The sequence below is a fragment of the Conexibacter sp. JCM 18997 genome (assembly GCF_055391915.1).
The window spans coordinates 4,427,985-4,450,161 of record NZ_AP043885.1; the positions used below are offsets into that span (position 1 = coordinate 4,427,985).

20 protein-coding genes are annotated in these 22,177 nt (G+C 74.0%); 7 read left to right on the plus strand and 13 right to left on the minus strand.

Translation table 11 applies throughout. The annotated features are described in order from the left end of the window. Together ACZ5UI_RS22290 and ACZ5UI_RS22295 are read right to left on the minus strand one after the other, a co-directional pair. A complete protein-coding gene (locus ACZ5UI_RS22290) occupies nt 1-414 on the minus strand; it encodes a VOC family protein (RefSeq protein WP_464191173.1) in 414 nt (137 codons plus the stop codon). Between the two features lie 11 nt (nt 415-425). Then, on the minus strand, nt 426-866 hold the full coding sequence (locus tag ACZ5UI_RS22295) for a helix-turn-helix transcriptional regulator (RefSeq protein ID WP_464191175.1): 441 nt from the start codon (nt 864-866) through the stop codon (nt 426-428). Nucleotides 867-959: 93 nt separating this feature from the next. Here ACZ5UI_RS22295 and ACZ5UI_RS22300 point away from each other — a divergent pair, with 93 nt between their 5' ends. After that, a complete protein-coding gene (locus ACZ5UI_RS22300) occupies nt 960-1,472 on the plus strand; it encodes a hypothetical protein (protein WP_464191177.1) in 513 nt (170 codons plus the stop codon). Here ACZ5UI_RS22300 and ACZ5UI_RS22305 read toward each other — a convergent pair. From ACZ5UI_RS22305 to ACZ5UI_RS22330, 6 genes are all read right to left on the minus strand, one after another. After that, nucleotides 1,450-3,168: a CHASE2 domain-containing protein gene (locus ACZ5UI_RS22305; RefSeq protein ID WP_464191179.1), complete on the minus strand. Its 1,719-nt coding sequence runs from the start codon at nt 3,166-3,168 to the stop codon at nt 1,450-1,452. The genes ACZ5UI_RS22300 and ACZ5UI_RS22305 overlap by 23 nt on opposite strands. A 2-nt stretch (nt 3,169-3,170) precedes the next feature. After that, the gene (locus ACZ5UI_RS22310; protein ID WP_464191181.1) at nt 3,171-4,682 is read right to left on the minus strand and encodes a Vgb family protein; all 1,512 of its coding nucleotides are present in this window, start codon (nt 4,680-4,682) and stop codon (nt 3,171-3,173) included. Next, nucleotides 4,679-5,341, minus strand: coding sequence for a Crp/Fnr family transcriptional regulator (locus ACZ5UI_RS22315; protein ID WP_464191183.1), 663 nt, complete (start codon nt 5,339-5,341; stop codon nt 4,679-4,681). Before ACZ5UI_RS22315 ends, ACZ5UI_RS22310 begins: the two co-directional genes overlap by 4 nt. A 37-nt stretch (nt 5,342-5,378) precedes the next feature. Next, nucleotides 5,379-7,196, minus strand: coding sequence for an NHL repeat-containing protein (locus ACZ5UI_RS22320; RefSeq protein ID WP_464191185.1), 1,818 nt, complete (start codon nt 7,194-7,196; stop codon nt 5,379-5,381). A gap of 182 nt (nt 7,197-7,378) precedes the next feature. Next, nucleotides 7,379-8,671 (minus strand): hypothetical protein, encoded by a 1,293-nt coding sequence (locus tag ACZ5UI_RS22325; RefSeq protein ID WP_464191187.1) that lies wholly within the window; start codon nt 8,669-8,671, stop codon nt 7,379-7,381. A 204-nt stretch (nt 8,672-8,875) separates the two neighbouring features. Continuing rightward, nucleotides 8,876-10,249 (minus strand): MFS transporter, encoded by a 1,374-nt coding sequence (locus ACZ5UI_RS22330; protein WP_464191189.1) that lies wholly within the window; start codon nt 10,247-10,249, stop codon nt 8,876-8,878. Nucleotides 10,250-10,395: 146 nt separating this feature from the next. Here ACZ5UI_RS22330 and ACZ5UI_RS22335 point away from each other — a divergent pair, with 146 nt between their 5' ends. Further along, complete coding sequence (locus ACZ5UI_RS22335) at nt 10,396-10,728, plus strand: ArsR/SmtB family transcription factor (RefSeq protein WP_464191191.1); 333 nt, start codon at nt 10,396-10,398, stop codon at nt 10,726-10,728. After that, a complete protein-coding gene (gene purF / locus ACZ5UI_RS22340; RefSeq protein ID WP_464191193.1) occupies nt 10,725-12,149 on the plus strand; it encodes an amidophosphoribosyltransferase in 1,425 nt (474 codons plus the stop codon). Before ACZ5UI_RS22335 ends, purF begins: the two co-directional genes overlap by 4 nt. A gap of 159 nt (nt 12,150-12,308) precedes the next feature. Here the strand turns inward: purF and ACZ5UI_RS22345 are convergent, their stop codons facing one another. The 3 genes from ACZ5UI_RS22345 to ACZ5UI_RS22355 all read right to left on the minus strand — a co-directional run bounded on the left by ACZ5UI_RS22345 (nt 12,309) and on the right by ACZ5UI_RS22355 (nt 15,225). Continuing rightward, nucleotides 12,309-14,450 (minus strand): PKD domain-containing protein, encoded by a 2,142-nt coding sequence (locus ACZ5UI_RS22345; protein WP_464191195.1) that lies wholly within the window; start codon nt 14,448-14,450, stop codon nt 12,309-12,311. Nucleotides 14,451-14,613: 163 nt separating this feature from the next. Then, the gene (locus ACZ5UI_RS22350; RefSeq protein WP_464191197.1) at nt 14,614-14,796 is read right to left on the minus strand and encodes a hypothetical protein; all 183 of its coding nucleotides are present in this window, start codon (nt 14,794-14,796) and stop codon (nt 14,614-14,616) included. A 150-nt stretch (nt 14,797-14,946) separates the two neighbouring features. Then, the gene (locus ACZ5UI_RS22355; RefSeq protein WP_464191199.1) at nt 14,947-15,225 is read right to left on the minus strand and encodes a hypothetical protein; all 279 of its coding nucleotides are present in this window, start codon (nt 15,223-15,225) and stop codon (nt 14,947-14,949) included. Nucleotides 15,226-15,316: 91 nt separating this feature from the next. On the opposite strand from ACZ5UI_RS22355, the gene ACZ5UI_RS22360 reads away from it, so the two are divergent. From ACZ5UI_RS22360 to ACZ5UI_RS22370, 3 genes are all read left to right on the plus strand, one after another. Continuing rightward, entirely contained in the window at nt 15,317-17,164 is a 1,848-nt protein-coding gene (locus tag ACZ5UI_RS22360; RefSeq protein ID WP_464191201.1) for a RecQ family ATP-dependent DNA helicase, read from the plus strand. Beyond that, a complete protein-coding gene (gene purN / locus ACZ5UI_RS22365) occupies nt 17,164-17,784 on the plus strand; it encodes a phosphoribosylglycinamide formyltransferase (RefSeq protein ID WP_464191203.1) in 621 nt (206 codons plus the stop codon). The genes ACZ5UI_RS22360 and purN overlap by 1 nt, the downstream gene beginning before the upstream one ends. A 133-nt stretch (nt 17,785-17,917) precedes the next feature. Beyond that, nucleotides 17,918-19,666 (plus strand): methyl-accepting chemotaxis protein, encoded by a 1,749-nt coding sequence (locus tag ACZ5UI_RS22370; protein ID WP_464191205.1) that lies wholly within the window; start codon nt 17,918-17,920, stop codon nt 19,664-19,666. A 53-nt stretch (nt 19,667-19,719) separates the two neighbouring features. Here ACZ5UI_RS22370 and ACZ5UI_RS22375 read toward each other — a convergent pair whose 3' ends face one another. Continuing rightward, complete coding sequence (locus tag ACZ5UI_RS22375; protein WP_464191207.1) at nt 19,720-19,938, minus strand: hypothetical protein; 219 nt, start codon at nt 19,936-19,938, stop codon at nt 19,720-19,722. A gap of 41 nt (nt 19,939-19,979) precedes the next feature. Here ACZ5UI_RS22375 and purH point away from each other — a divergent pair, with 41 nt between their 5' ends. After that, entirely contained in the window at nt 19,980-21,557 is a 1,578-nt protein-coding gene (purH, locus tag ACZ5UI_RS22380; RefSeq protein ID WP_464191209.1) for a bifunctional phosphoribosylaminoimidazolecarboxamide formyltransferase/IMP cyclohydrolase, read from the plus strand. Here purH and ACZ5UI_RS22385 read toward each other — a convergent pair. Beyond that, nucleotides 21,547-22,122 (minus strand): TetR/AcrR family transcriptional regulator, encoded by a 576-nt coding sequence (locus ACZ5UI_RS22385; RefSeq protein WP_464191211.1) that lies wholly within the window; start codon nt 22,120-22,122, stop codon nt 21,547-21,549. The two genes, purH and ACZ5UI_RS22385, sit on opposite strands and share 11 nt — an antisense overlap. Nucleotides 22,123-22,177: the final 55 nt, after the last annotated feature.

Consider the following 22,177-nt stretch of genomic DNA (forward strand, 5'->3'; position numbering starts at 1 on the left):
TCAGCTCAGCTGCTGGTTGATGCGGATCAGGTTGCCCGCGGGATCGCGGAAGGCGCAGTCGCGCAGGCCGTAGGGCTGGTCGGTCGGCTCCTGGACGACCTCGCCACCGCCGGCCTGGATGCGCTCGAACGTGGCGTCCACGTCGTCCGTGCTCAGGTTGATGCTGCCGTAGGTGCCCTTGGCCATCATCTCGGCCACCATGCGCTGCTCGTCCTCGGTCAGCCCGGGGGTGGCGGCCGGCGGGTACAGGACGAGCGAGGTGTCGGGCTGACCCTCGGGACCGACCGTGATCCAGTGCAGGCCCTCGTAGCCGACGTCGTTGCGGATCTCGAAGCCGAGGGTGTCGCGGTAGAAGGCCAGCGTCGCCTCCGGGTCGGTGTGGGGCAGGAAGCTGGCGTCGATCTTGATGCTCATGGGCGGCAACCTTAGGAGCGACCGGCGCTCGTGGCTTCTCGATTCCTGATCGGTCGTGTGACCTGCTTGGCCACGCAGGCCGGCATCCCGACCGTGGCGCGCGCCTGCTCGCGCCGGTAGGCGCCGGGTGGCATGCCGACCAGCTCGGCGAAGCGCGTGCTGAACGTGCCCAGCGACGAGCAGCCGACCTCGAAGCAGACCTCGGTCACGCTCAGGTCGCCCTGGCGCAGCAGCGCCATCGCGCGCTCGATGCGGCGCGTCATCAGATACCCGTAGGGCGACTCGCCGTAGGCCAGGCGGAACTGGCGGCTGAAGTGCCCGGCCGACATGTGCGCGTCGCGGGCCAGCGCCTCGACGTCGAGGGGCAGCGCGTACTCGCGGTCGATCCGGTCGCGGACCCGTCGCAGGCGAGCCAGGTCGGCCAGGTGCTGCTCTGGGCCAGGGCTGGTCACCACGTGGATCATGCCAGGGGACGTGACGCAGATCACCTCCAGGGCGTGACCAGGCAGGCGGTCGGGCGACCGGATCGGCGGGAGGCTGCCTGCATGTTCTCCGCTCGCCGTCTGCTCCTCCTCGCGGCCCTGGCCGCCACTCTGGTTCCCGCCGCCGCCGCATCGGCCGCGTCGCCGACCCAGGTCCCCGCCCGCACCTACACGGAAGGGCAGAGCGAGGCGCTGCCCGTGCCGCTGCGCTGCCCCCCGCTGGTCGACCGCTGCGACTGGCGGTTCTTCCCCTACGACGAGTCCGCCCGCTCCGGCTCGGACTTCCTGTGGCCCGACGCCGGCGTGCGCATGAGCATGCGCGCTGGCCAGCACGGCGGCGTCTACCTGCCCATGGACATCCGCCACGACGGCATCTCCGAAGGGACCGAGACCTTCCGCGTGCGGGCGTTCCTGACCGTCGTCACCACCAGCGGCATGCGCCTGCAGCAGGTCGACGACGCGCGCATGACGATCCTCGACGCCGATCCCGCGCCGCAGCCCGGCATCAGCGTCGTGCGCCCGCCGGTCTGCCTGGCCTGCACGCCGATTCAGGTCAAGCCGGTGCTGCCGGGCTGATCGGCGCCCACAGCTCGATCGGCGCCTGGCGACCGCGCACCGCGCGGTCGCCGACGCGCTCGAGCGCGGGGTCCGCGGTCTGCAGCGCGGCCACGGTGGCCGCGGTCAGCACGATCGGCCGGCCGAGCTCCTTGGTCAGCCCCTCGACGCGCGCGGCCACGTTGGCCGCGTCGCCGATCGCCGTGTACTCCATGCGCAGCTCGGAGCCGATGTTGCCGGCCAGGATGCGCCCGCTGTCGATCCCCACGCCCATGGCCAGCGGCTGGTCGAGCCCGGCGTTGACCGCGGCCAGTCGCGCTCCGGTCATCTCGCGCGCGGCGGCCAGCGCCCGATCGGCGTGATCGGACTGCCGCACCGGCGCGCCGAACAGCGCCGCCAGCCCGTCCCCGCGGTAGCCGATCAGCGTGCCTCCGTGGGCCAGGACGGTGTCGGCCATCGCGCTGAGGAAGCGGTTGAGCAGCTCGAGCCCGAGCGCGGGATCCATGCCCTCCAGCAGCGCGGTGGACCCGCGCAGGTCGGCGAACAGCACGGTCGCCTCGACCTCGACGCCGCCCAGCTGGGCGTCGCCGGCCAGCAGCTGATCGACCACGGGCGCGTCGACGAAGCGTGCGAACACGGCCCGCGTGCGCTCGCGTTCGAGCCCGGCGTAGAAGGCGACGACGACGAGCGCGCCCAGGGTGGAGAGGGCCAGCGCGAGCGCCGGCCCGGCGACCGGCACCATCCAGCCGGCGGCGAACGCGCCGTACGCGCCCAGCCCGAGCACCGCCGCCGCGACGACGGCGAGCGCCAGCAGCACCGGCGCGGCGCGCACGCGCAGCGCGGCGAGCGGCACGAGCGCGCCGCCGAGCGCGACCAGCAGGACCGTCAGCCAGACGGGCGCGTCGCGCAGCGGCACGCCGCGCAGCAACGTGTCGATCGCGTTGGCCTGGATCTCCGGCCCGCTCATCACCTGGTCGTCGCCGGTGGTCGAGGTGGCGTGGACGTCGCCCAGCGACGGCGCGGTGGCCCCGACCACGACGATCCGCCCGGCCAGCCGGTCTCGGGGGACCGAGCCCTGGAGGACGTCGACGAACGAGTACGTGTCGACGGTGCCCGGAGGCCCGGCGTAGTCGATCCACTCGTCCTCGCCCGAGGGCACGCTGACGGGCTCGCCCCGCGCGGCCGCGACCGCCGCCACGGGCAGGCTGGCCAGGCCGTCGAACGAGCGGTGGAAGCGCCGGATCGCGCCGTCGCCGTCGGTGGGCACGACCGCGTTCCCGGTGCGCGCGCCGACGCCGCGCACGACGTTGTCGCCCCCGAAGACCCGCGTGCGCCCGCCGTCCGTCTCGGTCGTGGCCAGCACGGGGTTCGGCGCGTAGTCGACGGCGGCGATCAGCGCCGAGTCGGCCTTGGGCTGCGTGGCCTCGGTGAACTGGACGTCGTAGACGATCGCCCGCGCGCCGGCCTCGGTCAGGCGGCGCACGACGCGCGCGTCCAGCGCGCGCGAGAACGGATAGTGGCGGTCGAGCCGGGCGAACGTGCGGTCGTCGATCGCCACCACCGCGACGCCGCTGGGCGCCGACCGCGCGCCGCGCACATCGAAGCGCGCGTCCTGGGCCGCGTGCTCGGCGGGATCGAGGACGCCGGTGACCAGCGCGGCGGCGGCCAGCGCGATCGCCCCCGCTCCGACCAGTCCCAGCGCGGCGGGGCGGCGCACGCTCAGCCCCGGCGCGGGCGGATGACGACCGACGTGCCGGCCCGGACCGTGAGCGTGCGGTTGCGCACCTCGTCGCGGACGCCGACGACGCCGCGGCGGACCGTCACCTGGGTGGATCCGTCGCAGCGGTCGGTGACCCGCCACTGCGTGCCGCGCACGGTGGCGGTGGCCACGTGGCCGCTGGTCGAGAAGTCGCCCTTGGCGTCGCCCCACACGTACCGCGACGACGGCTTGCGCTTGCGCGCCGCGGCGCGGGCCGTCGCGCGTCCCGCACGGCAGCGAGCCAGCGGCCCGCTCAGCTTCAGCGTCACCCGCGCTCGCGCCCGGGCCGGCTGGGCGATGGTGAAGCGCCCGCCGTAGAACTCGCCCGTCTTGGCCACCGGGGATCCGGTGCCGACCGCGGCGGTCAGGCGCACCCGGCCCTTGGTCGCGTCGACCTCGGTGCCGACCGGCAGGCTGGCGCCCGCGTCGGCCAGCGAGACGAACGCTCGGGTGCCCGGCCGGCGCACGAGCACCGTGCCGGCCACCGGCGCCAGCGCGACGCTGCGCCCGGCGACCGGGGGCGCCACCGCGGTGACGCGGCCGATGCGATCGGGGCCGCGCGTGAACCACACCGCGCCGTCGGGGCCGGCGGTCACGCCGACCGCGGTCGCGCCGCCGGCCGGGAGCGCCACGCGCGAGACCTGCCCGCCGACCGTCACGCGCCACAGCACCGGCGCCGCCTCGTCGGTGACCCACAGCACGCCGCCGACCGAGGCCACGTCCAACGGCCGCGCGCCCGGGCCCAGCGCGACCTCCTGCACGGCGCCGCCCGCGGGATCGACCCGGGCCAGGCGCCCGGCGTCGTGCTCGGCCACCCACAGCCCGTCGTCGGGGCCGACGGCGATCCCGCGCGGCGACGAGCCGCCGCCCGCGGGCAGCGCGGTCGAGGAGAACGCGCCGGCCACGGTCACTCGCCCGACCGCGCCGATCGCGCGCTGCGTGAACCACAGCGCGCCATCCGGCCCGGCCGCGATGTCGTCGGGCGCGCCGGCCGGTTCGGGCACGACCGGCTCGCTGACCGGGCCGTCGGGCACGACCCGCGCGATGCGGCCGGGACCGGGCTGCGTGACCCACAGCGCGCCGTCGGGGCCCGAGGCGATCCCGTCGGTGCCTGCGTTCGTGGGCAGCGCGACGTCCTCGGCGTCGCCGTCCGGGCTGACGCGATGCACGACGCCTGCGAACCCGTCGGTGGCCCACAGGTTGCCGTCGGGCCCGGTGACGATGTCCCCGGGCGTGGCCGCGACGGCCGACAGCGGGAACTCCGAGATCGCGCCGTCGACGCTGATCCGTCCGATCGCCGGACCGCTACGCTCGGTGAACCACAGCGCGCCGTCGGGACCCGCGGTGATGCCGGTCGGGCCGCTGGCCGACGGCGTGGGGAACTCGGTCACCGCGTCGGCGGCGCGGGCGCCGGCGGGCAGCGCCAGCGCCACCAGGAGGATCGCCAGCGCCGTCCGTCCACGCGTGCTCATGCGTTCGCGCGCTGGCGGAGCGCGTCGAGGTCGTGGCAGACGATCGCGCGCCGCCCCGTCGTGACCCAGCCCAGCCCGCGCATCTGCTGCAGCGCGCGGCTGGCCGCTTCGCGGGAGGCGCCGACCCAGCCGGCCAGGTCCTCCTGGGTCAGCGGCAGCTCGATCGCCACGCCGTCCGGCCCCGGTCGGCCGAAGCGCTCGCTGAGCTCGACCAGCCGGCTGGCCAGGCGACCGACGACGTCCTGCGCGGCGAACTCGACGCGCCGGGCGTCGGCGTCGCGCAGGCGCACGTTGAGCAGGCGCATGACCGCGAGCGCGGCGCTCGGTCGGGCCGAGAGGAACGACAGGAAGTCGCCCGAGGGGATGGCCAGCGCCTCGACCGCGTCGATGGCCACGATCGAGGCCGACCGCGGCTGCCCATCCAGCGCCGACTGCTCGCCGATCAGGTCGCCGGGGCCGCGCACGCCGAGCAGCACGTCGCGGCCCTCGTCGGTGACGCGCTGCAGCTTCACGTGGCCCGACAGCAGGACGATCACGCGATCACCCGCCGTTCCGGCATGGGCGATCGCCGCGCCGCGCGCGAACCGCCGCACGACGCCGCTCCCACGCAGCCGCCGGCGGTCCTCCTCCTCGAGCGCCTTGAGGAAGGTGAGTCCCACCCGTCCCGCTTCCACGCCGCGAATCTATCGGCTCCCATCACGACACCGCGAACGTGTGGGTCACGGTGCGCCGGCCGCCGCGGACGACGACGCGGACGGTGGGGGAGCGCCGGGCCTTGAGCTTGGCCACGTCCGAGCTGGTCAGGCGCCAGTTCACGCGCGTCGCGCCCGCGCGCTTGCGCACGGCCCGGCCGGTCAGCAGGCGGCCGGCGACGCGCGCGGTGACCGTCGTCGCGCAGGCCTGGTCACAGGCCACCCGGACGGTCAGGCGGCGGGTCTTCAGCAGGCCCGTGGCGTTGACCAGGCTGAACGTGACCCGGGCCTTGGTCGTGGCGCTCGGCGGCGTCGACGGTGCGCTCGACGGTGCGCTCGCGCCGGTCGCGGGCGGAGCCGCCGCCGGCTTCTGCGGCGTGAGCGTCAGGGCCAGGCCGTCGACGTAGCCGTCGTTGCGGGGATCGCCGCCGGGGGCCTGGGCGGCGACGACCCGCACGCGGATCGAGCGCGTGCCCGCGGGCAGCGTGGCGGTGGCCGCACGCGGCAGCAGCGTCGTCTTCCCGGCGCGGTCGGCGGCGGTGACCGGCGCCAGCGCCAGCGTGCCCAGCGGTGCGCCCGCGCCGTCGCGAGCGATCGCCTCGACGGTGGCGGTGTCGCCTTCGGCGCCGCGGCCGCCCAGCAGGCCCGACAGGTTGACGGCGCGGCGGCCGTCGTCGATGTCGAGCGCCTGGCCGGACACGTCGATGTCCTGCTCGGCCACCGCGACCGCGGCGCCGCCGCCGGCCAGCAGCGATTCGCCCCCGCGCAGGCTGTCGCCCGCGGCGCGGGTCGGGAAGCCGTCGGCCGCACCGTAGTGCACCGCCGTCGTGGAGCCGTCGTTGCTCCAGCCGGGGCCCGCTCCGCGGTCGGCGCGCAGGGCCGAGCAGCTGCCGCCGCCCTGCTCGAAGGATCCGTTGACCAGCAGGTTCCCAGGCGTCGTCTGCGCGGGCGACCCGTACTTCTGCACGCGCCCGGCCAGCTGGTCGGCCACGTACACCGTGCCCCGGCAGTCGACGGCGATGCCGGCGGGATCGGTCAGCTGGCCGTCGCCCGCGGTGGCGGCGCCGAGCGTCCCCACCGGCGCGCCGGTCGCGGTGACCGACGAGACGCCCTTGATCCGATCGGCCACCCAGATGGTCCCGGCCTGCGCGTCGAAGGCCAGGCCGGTGGGCGCCGTGTAGCCCGACCACATCTGCTGGTAGGCCAGCGTCGCGGAGTAGCGCTCGATCTTGTCGTCGGCGGTGTCGCTGGCGTAGATCTGCCCGGCGGGCGCCACGGTGACCGCCGCGAGGCCCTTGAAGGAGCCGGGGCCGCCAGACGACGCCAGCCGTTGCTGCAGGTAGGTGCCGGCGCCGTCGAACCGTGTGATGCGGCCCTTGCTGGCCACGACGAGCTCGTGGTTGGGGCCCAGCGCGACCGAGGTGGGGAGCTGGAACTGACCGGCGCCGGTCCCCGGTCCGCCGCCGAGGTCGCTCAGCGGCACGCCGTTGTAGGAGGAGAAGCGGCGGACCAGGCCGGCGGCGCGGTCGGCGACGACCACCTGGCCGCCGTCGACGGCGAGGCCCGACGGCTCGGTGAGCGACCCGAACTGCAGCAGCGGCGCGCCGGCCGAGTCGAACACGGAGACGCGGTGCGTCCCGACGTCGGTCACGTAGACGCGCCCGTCCTCGCCGGTGGCCACCGCCCACGGGTGTTCGAGCTGGGTCGGGCCGGGCGCGCCAGGAGCGCCGATCTGGCCGAGGTGATCGATCGCCTGCGCCGGTCCGGCGGCCAGGCCGGTGGCGGCGAGGGTGGCGATGGCGATGGGCAGAACGCGGGGCATGACGGTCCTCTCGAAGCGGGTTGGCCGAACGCCACGAACCGTCGCGCGGCGAGGCCGGCGCGACCGTGACGGAATGCACGTCCAGGCGGTGACGTCGGCACGGTGGCCACGCCGAGGAACGACGAGGGCGACCGGTTGCCCACCGGTCGCCCTCGAGGTTGCCGCCGGATGTCGGTCGGCGGCTAGCGAGCGCGCACCGTGGCGGAGGCGCCGACGTAGCCGGACTTGGCCGCCTTGGCGGTGTAGCGGCCCTTGGCCAGGTTGGCGGTCGCGCGGCCCTGGCTGTTGGTGGTCAGCGACGTGCTGCCGACGCTGATCGTGGCGCCCGCGACGGGGTCCCCGGCGTCGAGCACCCGGAAGGCGGGCCGGTCGCCGCTGGTCGCCTGGAGCGTGAGGCCCGGGCGCACCTGGGTGGCCGACAGGCTCACCGTGTTGCTGTCGTCCTTGGTCCGGACGACCACGTCGGCGCGGTCGCGCTGCCCGTCCATGTTCAGCTGGTAGACGCTCTGGCCGGCCGGCGGTGCGACGGCCACCGCGGCGCCCCACTTCGTCGCCGTCTTGTTGGAGCGCGTGAACGTCAGCTTGCCGGTGGCGCTGTCCTGCCAGCCCGCCCACAGGCGCCCCTCGGGCGTCGTGGTCAGCGCGACCTGCTGCTTGGTCGACGAGCCGCCGGCCAGGGTGGCCACCTTGGTCGCACCCGGCTGCCAGACCTGCAGCTTCGTGCGCTCCGCGTTCTCGGCGGCGATGTAGAAGCCGCCGCCGGGGCGGGCCACCACCTGGGTGCGGACGGCGGCGGCGCAGTAGCCGGAGCCCGGCATACGCGTCACCGGACCGGCCGGCGCGCCCGTGGCGGGATCGACCGGCGCGGCGTACACGCCGGGGTTGGGGTCGAGGTACTTGCACCACGCGGACATCACCGCGCCGGAGGCGTCGACGGCCAGGCCCTGATCGGTGCCCTCGCCGTAGCCGGCCTGGGCCGGGACCGCCGGGGACAGGCCGACGTGCACGAGCGACTCGCGCTGGCCGTAGAAGGACTGGATCCACTGCCCGTTGCTGTTGACCACGGCGGGCGTGCGCGCCTCGACGAAGTCGCCCCGGTAGATCGCCGCCGGGCTCAGGGCCCAGCTCGCGCCCGCGTCGGTGCTCGTGGACATGTTCAGGCCGATCGCCGGATCGGTCGGGTCCAGCGTGCGAGCGCCGGGGAAGAACGCGGTCAGCGTCGTTCCCTGGGCGACGAGCGCGGGATCCCCGGCCGAGGACCAGCCGCTGGCGATCGGCACGGGGGCGCCGACCGCGCCGGCCGCGGTGATCGGCGTCTGGCGCACGTCATAGCCCGCGGCCGCCCAGCCGACGTGCAGCACGTTGTCGCTGGTGCGGGCCAGGCTGACCTGGTCGGACACGTCCATCCCGCCGCTGGCCACCGGATTCCATGCGGCCTGCGCCGCCGTCGCGCCCAGGCCGACCGTCCCTGCCATGCAGGCCGCGACCGCGACCGTCCTACCGATGCGTCCCATCGTTGGCTGCCTCCCAAGCAGTGTCCGGCGCGACGCTACCGATCCGATACGGCCGCGTGCCACTCGCCGACGTGTTGTGGGTTGCAGCCTGGCGCGGGGACGGTCCCGCGACCGTGACCTTTTCCACGTCCAGGACGTGATCCTCAGGCGCGCAGCCCACTGGCACTAGGCGAGTTGCGCCTCGACCTCGGCACGTCGGCGCGGTGCCATCCCGATCAGCCCGAGCAGCGTCACGCCGGCCAGGGCGATTGCGGCGATGGCCAGGGCGGCGTGGGTGCCGCCCATCAGCGAGCCACCGGTGCCGGCCATGCCGCCCAGCACCGCCACGCCCAACACGCCGCCCATCTGGCGGGACGCGTTGAGCGCGGCGGTCGCGACGCCGACCTGGGGAGCGGGAACGCTGGAGACGGCGGCAGCGGTCACGGCCGGAATCACGCCTCCCGCGCCGGCGCCGAACAGCATCAGGCCGATCACGATCTGCAGGTAGGAGGTCTCGGGCTGCACGGTCAGGAGGACGAGCGCGCCCAGCGTGGCCAGCACGCCGCCGATCGTCAGCGGGACGCGCGGGCCGAAGCGAGCGGCGAGCCGGCCGGCGGGGATGCCGGCCAGGGCCAGCAGCAGGGGCTGGGGCAGGAAGGCCAGGCCGGTCTCCAGCGCGCTGAGCCCGCGGATGTCCTCGAAGTACAGCGAGAACAGGAAGAACTGGCCGAAGACGGCGAAGTTGATCAGGAGGCCGGCGCTGGCCGCGGTCGAGAAGCCGCGCGAGCGCAGCATGGCCAGCGGCAGCATCGGCGCCCTGCCCCGGCGCTCGACGGCGAGGAACGCGGCGCCGGCCGCGAGGGCCAGGCCCAGCGCGCCGAGGACGGCGGACGAGCCCCAGCCCAGCGAGCGGCTCTCGACGATCGCGAAGGTCACGGCGGCGAGCGCCACGATCGCGGTCGCCTGGCCGGGCAGGTCGAGGCCGCGGCTCCGGGCCCGCGTGGTCTCGCCGACGCGCGTCAGCAGCACGAGCACGGTGATCGCGAAGGGCAGGTTGATGGCGAACATCAGGCGCCAGCCGCCGGTGTCGACCAGCAGGCCGCCCAGCACCGGGCCGACGGCGAAGGACATCGCCGAGATCGCGGCCCACACGCCGAAGGCGCGGGCGCGCCGGATGGGGTCGGGGTAGTTGTGGGTCAGGAGCGTCAGCGACGCGGGCACGAGGCCCGCGGCGGCTGTGCCCAGCAGCGCCTGGGCGGCGACGAGCGCGCCCGTCGTGGGCGCCAGCGCGGCGGCCAGCGCGCCGACCGCGAACAGCGACGTCGCGCCGATGAGCATGCGTCGCGCGCCGATCCGGTCGGTCAGCGCGCCCGCGCTGAGCAGGAGGCTGGCCAGCACGAGCGCGTAGCCGTTGACCACCCACTGCAGCTCGGTGACCGAGGCGCCGAGGTCGTTGCGGATGTCAGACAGGCCGACGTTGACCAGCGACGTGTCCAGCAGGACCAGCGCGTAGGCCAGGGCCGCGACGGCCAGGGCGAGTGCGGGGCGCGACCGGACCACTACCGGCCGGTGAAGACGACGAGCTTGCGGATCTTGGGACGGGGGTCTGCGGGGAGCTGGGGCGTGGGCATGTTGCGACCTTCCTTCGTTGGTTCGAAGAACATCGTACAACAAAGTTCGACGGACGTCGTACTACACTGCAGGGCATGCTGCATCACCCGGTCGTGGAGGACATCGAGCTCGAAGGCGTCATGCACGCGCTCAGCGACCCGATGCGGGTGCGCATGGTGCGCGCGCTGGCCGAGCTGGACGAGCCCTGTGCCTGCGGCGCCATCGAGGTGCCGGTGTCGAAGTCCACGCGCACGCACCACTGGCGCGTGCTGCGCGAGAACGGCCTGATCCGGCAGACCGAGCAGGGCACGGCCAAGCTCACCGAGCTGCGCCGCGACGACCTGGAGGCGCGGTTTCCAGGGCTTCTGCGGATCGTGCTCGACTCGGCGCCGGCGCACGCCGGAACCGCGTCTACACTGAGCTCGTGACCCTGGATCTTCGCGACGGCCCGCGTGACGAGTGCGGGGTCTTCGGGATCTACGCGCCCGGCCATGACGTCTCCCGCCTGGCGTACTTCGCGCTCTATGCGCTCCAGCACCGCGGCCAGGAATCGGCCGGCATCGCCGCGACCGACGTCGGCGGTCACATCATGACCCAGCGGGATCTGGGGCTCGTGTCCCAGGTCTTCGACGAGCAGTCGCTGCGCGCGCTGCAGGGCCAGCTCGCCGTCGGGCACGTGCGCTACTCGACCACCGGCTCCAACGCGTGGGAGAACACGCAGCCGGTGTGGCGCTCCGACCGCCACGAGATCGCGCTGGCCCACAACGGCAACCTGACCAACGCCGTCGAGCTGCACGCCGATCTGCGCGACCGCGGCGTCTCGTTCTCCTCGACGTCGGACTCCGAGATCATCGCCGCGCTGATCGCGACGCATCCGGCCGACACGATCGAGGAGGCGATCGCCGACGTGATGCCGCGCCTGCGCGGCGCCTTCTCGACCGTCGTGATGACGAACAAGAAGGTCGTCGCGTTCCGCGATCCCGCCGGCCTGCGCCCGCTGGTGCTCGGCCAGCTCGGGGAGCGCTACTGCGTGGCCAGCGAGTCGTGCGCCTTCGACATCGTCGGCGCCCAGCTGATGCGCGACGTCCTCCCCGGCGAGATGGTCAGCCTGGGCGAGCGCGGCATCCAGACTCGCCAGATCGTCGAGGGTTCGCGCGAGGCGTTCTGCGTCTTCGAGCACATCTACTTCGCCCGCCCCGACTCGCGCATGGGCGGCCAGGTCCTGCAGGTCTCGCGGGCCCGCATGGGCGAGATCCTGTGGCGCGAGGCGCCCGTCGAGGCCGACATGGTGATCGCCGTGCCCGACTCCGGCAACGCCGCCGCCCGCGGGGTGGCCCGCGCGTCCGGCCTGCCGCAGGACGACGGCTTCGTCAAGAACCGCTACGTCGCCCGCACGTTCATCCAGCCCGGTCAGGAGCTGCGCAAGCACGGCCTGCGCCTGAAGTTCAACCCGCTCCCCGAGGTCGTCCAGGGCCAGCGCCTGGTCGTCGTCGACGACTCGATCGTGCGCGGCAACACGACCCGGCAGATCGTCCAGATGCTCCGCGACGCGGGCGCCGCCGAGGTGCACATGCGCATCTCCGCCCCGCCGATCAAGCACCCCTGTCACTACGGCGTCGACATGTCCACCCGCGAGGAGATGATCGCCCACGGGCGGACCGTGGCCGAGGTCGCCGCCGAGCTCGGCTGCGACTCGCTGCACTACCTCTCGCTGGACGGCGTCTACGAGGCGATCGGCAGCTCCGCCGACACCCACTGCGACGCCTGCTTCTCCGGCCACTACCCGTTGGAGGACGGCGAGTCCGCCAACGGGAAGTACGCGCTGGAGCTCCCGCTCGTGCGGGCCTAGTGCCCTGATTCAAAAATTCGCCCGCATCTGGTGGCGCCGGAATCGTGTCTGCCGGCACCCGCCATCCACAGCCGTACCACCAGTACGACAGTGGATGGCGATCACCGGCAGACCCGCCCCGGCATCCACCAGCTGCACACGAATTTCCAAATCAGGACACTAGCGACGGACGACGATCGGCTTCACGCTCGCCGCGGTGGCGCTGCCGTCGACGCGCAGCTCCAGCGTCGTGCGCGTTGCGGCCGGCAGCGCTCGCCGGGCGGCGCGATCCAGGCGCAGGCGGACGGCCAGCTGCTGGCCGGCCCGGACCCGGACCGTCCGGGTGGCCAGGACGACCGCGGCGGCGGCGACGCGCGCGCGCCGGTCAGCGTGCGCGCCGGCCGGGAGCACGAGCCGCAGCCGCACGGTGCCCGGCCGCCGCGCGTGGACGCGGACGGCCACGCCAGAGCGCAGGACGGTGCGCAGCGACGCGTGCGGGCTGACGCCGATCGAGGCGGGCTGGGTCGGCTCGCTGACCGGCGCCTTCGGCGGGTCCGCGCTCGCCGGCGGGGCGGTCGCGACCGGGGCGATCGGCTCGTTGAGGATCGGAATCGGGAACGGCGCCGCGGTGCCCGGCGGGACCGGGGCGATGTGCACGGCGCCGCCACCGCCGCCGCCCGGAGGTGCGGTGGCCGCGACGTAGAGGGTGAACTCGTGCACCTGCGACGCCGACTGGCCGTGGGCGTCGCGGTTGGTCACGCGCAGGCGCAAGGTCAGCGTCTGGGCGACGGGATACACGTGCGTGGCCACGGGGCTGAAGCCGGTGTCGGTCTCGAAGCTGCCGTCGCCGTCCAGGTCCCAGGCGAAGCTGGTCGACTCCGAGTCTGGATCCATGGCCGCGGACGCGTCGAACGTCACCGGGGCGCCGGCCACCGGTGGGCCGGGGCTCATGGCCAGCAGCAGGTACGGCCCAGGGCAGGCGCCGGGCCACGGTGCGTCCCGGTCGCGATCCTGGGACAGCTGCAGGCCGCGCGTGGCGTCGCTGCCGTTGCTCTGGTTCCACAGCAGGGACACCCGCCCGGACGCCTCGATCTTCGCGGCCGAGGGCGTGCCCAGGTACCCCTGCGGGCAGGCGATCACCTCGGGGCCGCGCGCGCCGCCGCTGGACGGCAGGCGCACGGCGCGCAGCTCCGAAGTGCGGAAGTCGCGGTAGAAGGCGACGGCGTCGCCGTTCGGGGCGATCGTGGCCAGCATCGCGCCCTCGACCATGTCGCCGGTGATCGCCGCGGTCGGTCCGAGCGTGCCGGCGGCCGCATCGCCCCGGCGCAGGAAACCGGCCCCGAGCGTGCCGCTGCCGCCCGGGTGGCCCTCCACGTGGGCGTAGACCAGCGCGTAGGCGCCCGCCGGCGTCAGCGCGACGCTGACCGCGCCGTCCGCGGTGCCCGCCTCGTCGCCCAGATCGACGGCCGCGCCGAAGCCGCCCACGCCGCTGGCGGTGGCGAGCATGAGGCGCCCGGCGACCGCATTCTCCTGCGTCGGCTCGACCCAGGCGGCGACGGTGTCGCCGCCGGCGTCGCTGGCCAGTTGCGGCGCGCGCGGGACCGGACGCCCGGCGGTCGACAGCGGCTGTGCGGCGCCGGGGGCCTGCCCCGGACGCCAGCGCGCGGCGTACAGCCGCCAGGGGATGCCGCCGTCGCCGTGGTCGTAGTTGCCCTGCCGCCACAGGAACGTGGCGGTGCCGTCCGCGGAGATCGCGGCGGCCAGCGCCTCCACCTGCTCACCGGCGGGCGTCGGGTCACCGAGCGCCTCCGGCGGACCCAACGTGCCGTCGGCCGCGCGCCGCACGGCCATTACCCGGCGGACCCCGCCGACCGTGGCCGCGTAGGAGATGACCGCGTCGCCCGCGCCGTTCATCGCGGACTTGGGGTCGATCTCCGAGGTCGAGGCGATCTGCACCGCGGGGCCGAACGCGCCGCCCGCCGGACGCGCGCTGGTCAGCACGCCGCCGGGGCTGGACTGCGATCCCCACACCAGCAGGGCGCCGCCGTGGTCGTCGGTCAGCAGCTGGCGCCCGTAGGCCCGCGTGCCGAGGACCTGGTCGTCGGTGAAGGCGACGCCGTCGCGGGCGCGGGTGGCCACGTGCAGCTCGCTCGCGTTGGTCAGGGTCCAGGTGGCGATGACCTCGTCGGCGGAGGTGAAGCCGCCGTTGCCGCCGGCCAGCTGTCCGGCGGGCGGCACCCGCACGGGCGGCTTCCAGCCGCGATAGGCCGCATCCGCGGGCGCGCAGGCCAACATCGCGCCGACCAGCGCGGCTCCGATCATCCACCGTCGAGTCCCCACCCAAGCTCCCATCAAGTCGCGTTGAGCAGTATGACGAACCTGGGTGGCGGGGGTTGCGCGCTTCCCGTCGCGGGTGCGAGAGCCCAGGACGGTCAGGAGCACGGGCCGCCGCGGCGCTCGTTCGTCCCGGCCGCGAACGTCGCGGCTACGTGAGCTCGGTGACCGACACGTAGACGATCGCGACCACGTCCAGACCGGCGGCGAAGCTGATCCAACCCAGGACGGAGTTGTCCGAGGACTCGCGACCGCCTCGTCGCCAGACGTGCACGGCGAGCGCGAACGCGAGCAGAGCGCCGAGGGTCGCGGCGATCCCGAGCACGATGTTCACGGCGTCAGCGGTTGCACCCTCACCGACGATCGCGCGCACGAGTAGCGTCAGGCACCACAGCAACATGGCGATCCCGAACGCCAGATCGCGAACGCGGCGGATCCTGTCGAGCGATGACGTCTGCATCTTCGCTCGGGATTCCCGGAACGGCTAGGCGAGAACCGTGAGCAGCACGAGGATGCCGGCGATCACCGTCAGCAGCGCGACGACGGCGTCGCGCACCCGGCGCTCGCGGCGCAGCACGCCCAGCGCCATGAGCACGGCGCCCGCGACGGCCAGCAGCGCGATCGCGCCGATGAGGGTGCCCAGCGCGTGCAGCACGCTGAAGTCGCCGGGCATGATCGTCAGCATCAACGCGACGCCCAGGCAGATCCAGGCGAACGTCGACCAGGCGTCGCGGCGGGCACGGAGCTGGTTGAGCACGAGCATGGGAGCGGAAGTCTGCCCGCTCCAGGACTTTGTTCCACCTCTGCAACAGATCGCCCGATCACGCCGATCACGCCGATACCGTTCGGGGCCGATGGATCCGGCGGTCGCCCTCAAGGAGTACTTCGGCTTCGACGCCTTCCGGCCCGGCCAGGAAGAGGCGGTGCGGGCGGCGCTGGAGCCGCGCGACGTGCTCGTCGTGATGCCCACGGGCGCGGGCAAGTCGCTCTGCTATCAGCTGCCGGGGCTGATGCGGCGAGACCTGACGATCGTCGTCTCGCCACTCGTCTCGCTGATGCAGGACCAGGTCGAGGCGCTGTCGCGGGTCTCGCCCGACGTGGCGCTGATCAACGCGCAGGCCGGGGCCGAGGCCAACCGCGAGGTGCTCGAGCGCGCGCGGCTGGGCCAGCTGCGGCTGCTCTACGTCGCGCCGGAGCGCTTCAGCGCGCCCGCGTTCCTCAACGGGATCGCCGGGGTCGACGTCGGGCTGTTCGTCGTCGACGAGGCGCACTGCGTCTCCCAGTGGGGGCACGACTTCCGCCCTGACTACTTCCGCCTGGCCGACGCGGCTCGCTGGCTGGGCGCGAAGGCGATCATCGCCTCGACGGCCACGGCCACGCCGCAGGTCGCCCGCGACATCGTCGAGCGCCTGCGCCTGGACAACCCGGTGCACGTGGCCACGGGCTTCGACCGCCCGAACCTGACCTTCGCCGTCGTGCCCTGCAAGACGACGGCCGACAAGGAGCGCCGGATCTCCGCCGCGCTGGCCGACCCCGCCGCGCGCCCGGCGATCGTCTACGCGGGCACGCGCGCGGCCACCGAGGCGCTGGCCGCCAAGCTCTCGATGCAGCTCGACGGCGAGGTGCTGGCCTACCACGCCGGCCTGGGGCGCGACCAGCGCGCGACCGCCCAACGGCGGTTCATGTCGGGCGATGTCGACGTCGTGGTGGCCACCAACGCGTTCGGCATGGGCGTCGACAAGGCCAACGTGCGCACGGTCTGCCACGCCTCGGTCCCCGGTTCGCTGGAGGCCTACTACCAGGAGGCCGGCCGCGCCGGCCGGGACGGCGCCCCCGCGCGGGCGCTGCTGTTCGCCGAGAATCGCGACAAGGGCCTGCACGTGTTCTTCATCGAGCGCGCGCAGGTCGACGACGGGCTGTTCATGCGCGTGGCCGAGCGGCTGCGCATGCGCGCGGTGGACGGGCGCTACGACCTGGGCATCGACGAGCTGACCGCGCAGGGCTGTGAGGAGGAGCAGGTCCGGGGGATCGTCGGCCATCTGGCGCGGGCCGGCGTGCTGCAGCCCGCGCCGTCCTCGCCCGACCGGCTGCGCGGGCGGGTCCTGGGCCGCTACGACGGACGGGCGCGCGCGGCCTGCAAGGCCAGCGCGGGCGAGGCCGAGCGCGCCCGCTGGCGGCAATACCGGGCGATCTGGGAGTTCGTCGAGGGCTCGCGCTGCCGGCGCCAGACGATCCTGCGCCACTTCGGCGACCGCGACGAGCCGCACACCGACCCCGGCGTGCCGTGCTGCGATCGCTGCGCACCCGACGAGGCGGTTCCCGCCGCGGTCCGGGCGGCGGTCGGCCGCAGCGGCCGCCCGCGCAAGGTCGATGGGGGGCGGGCGGTCGCTGGCGTTGGCGCCGCGGGCGACGACGCCGATCTGGACCGGGCGATCGTCGAGGTGGTGGTCGCCGCGGAGCCGGCCGTCGGTCGCACGCGGGCCGTGGAGATCCTCCGCGGCGGGCGCTCGAAGGTCGTGCAGAAGTACTCCTACGACGGACTGCCGGGCTACGGCGCCTTCGCCCACCTGCGCAACGACGACGTGCTCGAGCGCGTCGACGCGTTGATCGCCGGCGGGCACCTGCGCTCGACCGGCGGCGCCTTCCCCAAGCTGCAGGCCACCCCGCAGGCGGCGACGCTGGCCGACGGGGTCGCGGCCTAGTGGCCGAGCCGCTGCGGGTCGGGGTGCTGGCCTCCGGGTCGGGCACCAACCTCGAGGCGCTGCTGGGCACGGTCCACGGCCACGAGGCGCAGATCGTCGCGGTCGCCTCCGACAAGCCCGATGCGTTCGCGCTGGAGCGGGCCCGCCGCGCCGACGTGCCCACGCGGGTGTTCGAGCGCGCGGCGTTCGACTCGCGCGCGGCCCGCGATGCGGCGATCGCCGACTGGCTGGACGCGGCCGGTGTGCAGCTCGTCGTGCTGGCCGGCTACATGCAGCTGGTCAGCGGCGCCTTCCTGGACCGGTTTCCCGACGCGGTGATCAACGTCCATCCGGCGCTGCTGCCCGCGTTCCCGGGCATCGGCGCGATCGAGCAGGCCATCGCCTACGGGGTGAAGCTCACGGGCGTGACGGTGCACTTCGTCGACGAGGGCGTCGACACCGGGCCGATCATCCTGCAGGGCGCCGTCGAGCTGCCCCCCGACGCCACGGAGCCCGACGCCGTTCACGACGCGCTGCGTCCGCTGGAGCACCGGCTGCTGCCCGAGGCCGTGCGCCTCGTCGCCCGCGGCGCGCTGGGCCGCGATCCGGGCAACCCGCGCCGGATACTCGTCCACCGCTAGCGCGCCATATCCCACCGCAGTGATGGGGATCACTGTTCGGTGCGTCTCGCGTGGCCGATCAAGGGACGAAGTGAGACGGCGCTGCGGCGGCGGCCCGGACCACGGAATGGTCCCTGATTCGGAGATGTCCCTCATGCATCGACTTCCAGCGCTTGGCGTCCGCGCCAAGCTGTTCGCGGGCTTCGGCCTGTTGCTCGCCTTCCTCCTCGCCGCCGGTCTGCTCGGCCTGTTCAGCCTGTCCGCCGTGCGCGACCGCGCCGACGAGGCCGAGCGGTACGCCACCGAGCCGCTCGGTGAACTCGTCGCCGCGGGCGTGGCGATCAACGAGAACCGCGCCCTGACCAACCGCCACATGCTGACCACGGACGCCGGTGATCAGCGCGACATCGAGCGGCAGATCGCCGCCAACCAGCAGCTCGCCACCGCGGCGATCGCGAAGGTCGATGCAACGATCCAGACGGCCAAGGGCCGCGAGGTCATCACGGCGCTGGAGAAGGACCTGCGGGCGTCAGCCACCGAGCGCGCAGGGGTCCTGAAGCTGTCGCGCGAGGGCCGTCAGGCCGACGCCGTCGCGTTCAACAAGGCGCAGGCCGTCCCGGTGTTCGATCGGGTCAACGACGACTTCGACGCCCTCGTGGCGAGCAAGCTCGGCGTGGCACAGGCCCGCGCCGACGCGATCTCGTCGACCTACAGCTCGGCGCGGCGGGAGGTCCTGATCCTGCTGGCGCTGGCGCTGGCAATCGGGATCACCGTCGCCTACCTGCTGGCCCGCGGCATCTCGCGCGGCGTCAACCAGGCGCTCAACGCCGCTCGGGCGATCAGCGAAGGCGACATCGACCAGACGGTCGACGTGCGCAGCCGCGACGAGATCGGCGCGATGGGCACGGCCTTCAACCGCATGGTCGAATACCTGCGCGGCCTGGCCGGCTCGGCCGAGCGCGTCGCCGGTGGCGATCTGACCGCCGACATCGAGCCGCGCTCCGAGCGCGATGTGCTGGGCAACGCGTTGCAGCAGATGACCGTCAGCCTGCGCGACACCGTCGGGCAGGTCCAGTCGACCGCGTCGACCGTCTCGTCGGCGTCGCAGCAGATGGCCGACTCGGCCGAGGAGACCGGCCGCGCGGTGGGCGAGATCGCCAACGCTGTCGGCGAGGTCGCCCACGGCGCCGAGCGGCAGGTGCGCATGGTCGACACGACGCGCGGCTCGGCCACCGAGACGGCCAGCGCCGCCGCCGACGCGCGCTACGCGGCGGAGCAGGGCGCCGATGCGGCCGCGAGGGCGACCGAGGCGATGGCCGCGGTCCGCACGGCTTCGGCCGACGCCGCGTCGGCGATCCATTCGCTGTCGGCCACGTCGGACGAGATCGGCGGCATCGTCGCCACGATCAGCTCGATCGCCGAGCAGACGAACCTGCTCGCGCTCAACGCGGCCATCGAGGCGGCCCGCGCCGGCGAGCACGGCAAGGGCTTTGCGGTCGTGGCCGAGGAGGTCCGCAAGCTGGCCGAGGAGTCCCAGCAGGCGGCCGGAACCATCGAGCAGCTGATCGACCACACGCAGGTCCAGACGCAGCGTGCGGTGGAGGTCGTCACCTCGGGCGCCGAGCGCTCCGAGGAGGGTGCCGCGGTCGTCGTCGAGGCGCGCGAGGCGTTCGAGCGCATCGTGGCTGCGGTGGCTGACGTCAGCCAGCGGGTCGACGCGATCGCCACGTCGGCCGACGAGGTCGCCGCGGTGGCCGAGCAGTCATCGGCGTCGACCGAGGAGGTCTCGGCCTCGACGGAGCAGACGAGCGCCTCGGCGCAGCAGATCGCCGCCTCGGCCCAGGAGCTGGCGCAGACCGCCGCGCACCTGGAGTCGCTGGTCGGACGCTTCCAGCTGGCCTGACGCCGAACGCATCGAACGGCGCCGGTCCCCGCGTGGGGCCGGCGCCGAGTGCGTCAGGCCTTGTCGCCCTGCGTGCCGTCGGCGTCGCGCCAGTCGCCGGCCAGGTCGCCGCCGTCGTCGCCGGTCACGCGGAACATCTCGGCCTCGCTGTCACGGGCGCCCTTGATGTCGTCGCCCAGGTCCTGGAGGTGGTGCTCCATGTCCTTGATGTCGTCGTCCATGGCGCGTTCGGCGCGCTTGACCTCGCGGGCGGGATCCTCGTCGTCGCTCATGCGGGCAGCCTATCCAGGGCGCGCTACGTAAGCTCCCGACCATGGCCGAGCCCGTCTCCCTCACCGCCCCCGATGACGTCCAGGTCCGCCGTGCGCTGCTGTCGGTGTCCGACAAGCGCGGCGTCGTCGACCTGGCCAAGGGCCTGGCCGCTCTCGGGGTCGAGCTCGTCTCCACCGGCGGCACCGCACAGGCGCTGCGCGACGCTGGCCTGGACGTGCGCTCCGTCGACGACCTGACGGGCTTCCCGGAGATGATGGACGGGCGCCTGAAGACGCTGCATCCCAAGCTCCACGGCGGCCTGCTGGCGGTGCGCGACGACGCCGACCACGTCGCCGCGGCCAACGAGCACGGGATCGAGTGGATCGACCTCGTGGTCGTCAACCTGTACCCCTTCGAGCGCACCGCCGCCCGCCGCGGCGTGGCCGACACGGAGGTCATCGAGAACATCGACATCGGCGGCCCGACGATGATCCGCGCGGCGGCCAAGAACCACGCGTTCACCGCGGTCGTCGTGCGTCCGGAGTCCTACGACGCCGTGCTCGACGAGCTGCAGGCCACCGGCGGCAAGCTGTCGGTCGACACGCGCCGCGCGCTGGCCGGCGAGGCCTACGCGCTGACCGCGCGCTACGACACGGCGATCGCCCGCTGGTTCGCCGAGCAGGTGGAGGACTTCCCGCCGCTCTTCCTGCGCGCCTTCGAGAAGGTCACCGACCTGCGCTACGGGGAGAACCCGCACCAGCGCGCCGCCTTCTACACGCAGATCGGCGCCCGCAGCCACGTGCTGTCGATGGTCGCCCAGCTGCACGGCAAGGAGCTGTCGTTCAACAACCTCCTCGACCTCGACGCGGCCAAGACGGCGCTGCGCGACTTCGAGATCCCGGCCTGCGTGATCGTCAAGCACAACAACCCGTGTGGCGTGGCGATCGCCGCGGACGCCGGGCAGGCCTACGCGAAGGCGTTCGCCTGCGACCCGGTCAGCGCCTTCGGCGGGATCATCGCGCTGAACCGGCGCGTCGACGCCGCGCTGGCCGAGGCGCTCTCCCAGCAGTTCATCGAGGTGCTGATCGCGCCCGGGTACGACGAGGACGCGTTGGAGATCCTCACGCGCAAGGAGAACGTGCGCATCATGGAGGACACCGAGCGGCGGCGACCGACCGGCGTCCAGCTGAACATGCGCCAGATCGACGGCGGGCTGCTCGTCCAGGACGCCGACGCCGACCTCGACGAGCGCGAGAACATGGAGGTCGTCACCGCGGTCGCGCCGACCGACGCGCAGTGGGAGGACCTGCTGTTCGGCTGGCGTGTCTCCAAGCACGTGAAGTCCAACGCGATCGTGCTGACCCGCGACCTGGCCACGGTCGGGATCGGCGCGGGGCAGATGAGCCGCGTCGACTCGGTCCGCCTGGCCGTCGAGAAGGCCCAGTCACCGGTGGCCGGATCGGCGCTGGCCTCCGACGCGTTCTTCCCCTTCGCGGACGGACCCGAGGCGGCCGCGGCAGCGGGCGTCACGTCGATCATCCAGCCGGGCGGCTCGATGCGCGACGGCGACGTCATCGACGCGGCCAACCAGGCCGGCCTGGCCATGGTCTTCACCCGCCGCCGCCACTTCAAGCACTAGGGAAGAGCACGCTGAGCGCGGTCGCCACGACGCGCTCCTTGGGCACGTCGGGGTGCTCGCTCCACCAGACGGCGAGCCCGGTGAGGCCGGCGCGCATCACCTCGGCGGCCATCTCGAAGGCGAGCGGGTCGCGCCCGGCCACGGTGCGCGCCGCGTCGGGGTCGCCGGCCAGGATCGCCCCGAGCCCGACGAGCCCGCGCTCCTGGATCGCCCGGTGCATGGCCCGGATCTCCGGATCGCCCGTGGTCTCGGTGAAGAACATCCGCGGCGCGTACGGGTGGGCCTGCACGTAGGACGCCCACGCGTCGATCGCGTGGGGGATGCGCTCGGCCGCGGGCAGCTCGACGGCCAGCGCGGTGCGCCACATCTGCAGCAGCTCGTCGCTCGTGCGCTCCAGCAGCCGCTGGTGCAGCGCGACCTTCGACGGGAAGTGGTCGTAGATCACCGGCACGGTGACGCCGGACGCGCGCGCGATCTCGGCCATCGTCGTGCCGTGGTAGCCGCGGGCGGCGAACACGCCGGCGGCGGCCGCTTCGATCACCTCGCGGCGCTGGGCCGCGCTCATCCTCCGTCTGGGCTTTGACAACCTAATACTCACTAGGTAACGTGGTTAGCGGAGG

What these genes read in the sequence shown, in the direction of transcription:
- ACZ5UI_RS22290 (WP_464191173.1), bottom strand. Translation starts at nt 414, where the DNA reads ATGAGCATCAAGATCGACGCCAGCTTCCTGCCCCACACCGACCCGGAG.
- ACZ5UI_RS22300 (WP_464191177.1), top strand. Translation starts at nt 960, where the DNA reads ATGTTCTCCGCTCGCCGTCTGCTCCTCCTCGCGGCCCTGGCCGCCACT.
- ACZ5UI_RS22310 (WP_464191181.1), bottom strand. Translation starts at nt 4,682, where the DNA reads ATGAGCACGCGTGGACGGACGGCGCTGGCGATCCTCCTGGTGGCGCTG.
- ACZ5UI_RS22320 (WP_464191185.1), bottom strand. Translation starts at nt 7,196, where the DNA reads ATGCCCCGCGTTCTGCCCATCGCCATCGCCACCCTCGCCGCCACCGGC.
- ACZ5UI_RS22325 (WP_464191187.1), bottom strand. Translation starts at nt 8,671, where the DNA reads ATGGCAGGGACGGTCGGCCTGGGCGCGACGGCGGCGCAGGCCGCATGG.
- ACZ5UI_RS22335 (WP_464191191.1), top strand. Translation starts at nt 10,396, where the DNA reads ATGCTGCATCACCCGGTCGTGGAGGACATCGAGCTCGAAGGCGTCATG.
- ACZ5UI_RS22345 (WP_464191195.1), bottom strand. Translation starts at nt 14,450, where the DNA reads ATGATCGGAGCCGCGCTGGTCGGCGCGATGTTGGCCTGCGCGCCCGCG.
- ACZ5UI_RS22355 (WP_464191199.1), bottom strand. Translation starts at nt 15,225, where the DNA reads ATGCTCGTGCTCAACCAGCTCCGTGCCCGCCGCGACGCCTGGTCGACG.
- ACZ5UI_RS22360 (WP_464191201.1), top strand. Translation starts at nt 15,317, where the DNA reads ATGGATCCGGCGGTCGCCCTCAAGGAGTACTTCGGCTTCGACGCCTTC.
- ACZ5UI_RS22370 (WP_464191205.1), top strand. Translation starts at nt 17,918, where the DNA reads ATGCATCGACTTCCAGCGCTTGGCGTCCGCGCCAAGCTGTTCGCGGGC.
- ACZ5UI_RS22375 (WP_464191207.1), bottom strand. Translation starts at nt 19,938, where the DNA reads ATGAGCGACGACGAGGATCCCGCCCGCGAGGTCAAGCGCGCCGAACGC.
- purH (WP_464191209.1), top strand. Translation starts at nt 19,980, where the DNA reads ATGGCCGAGCCCGTCTCCCTCACCGCCCCCGATGACGTCCAGGTCCGC.
- ACZ5UI_RS22385 (WP_464191211.1), bottom strand. Translation starts at nt 22,122, where the DNA reads ATGAGCGCGGCCCAGCGCCGCGAGGTGATCGAAGCGGCCGCCGCCGGC.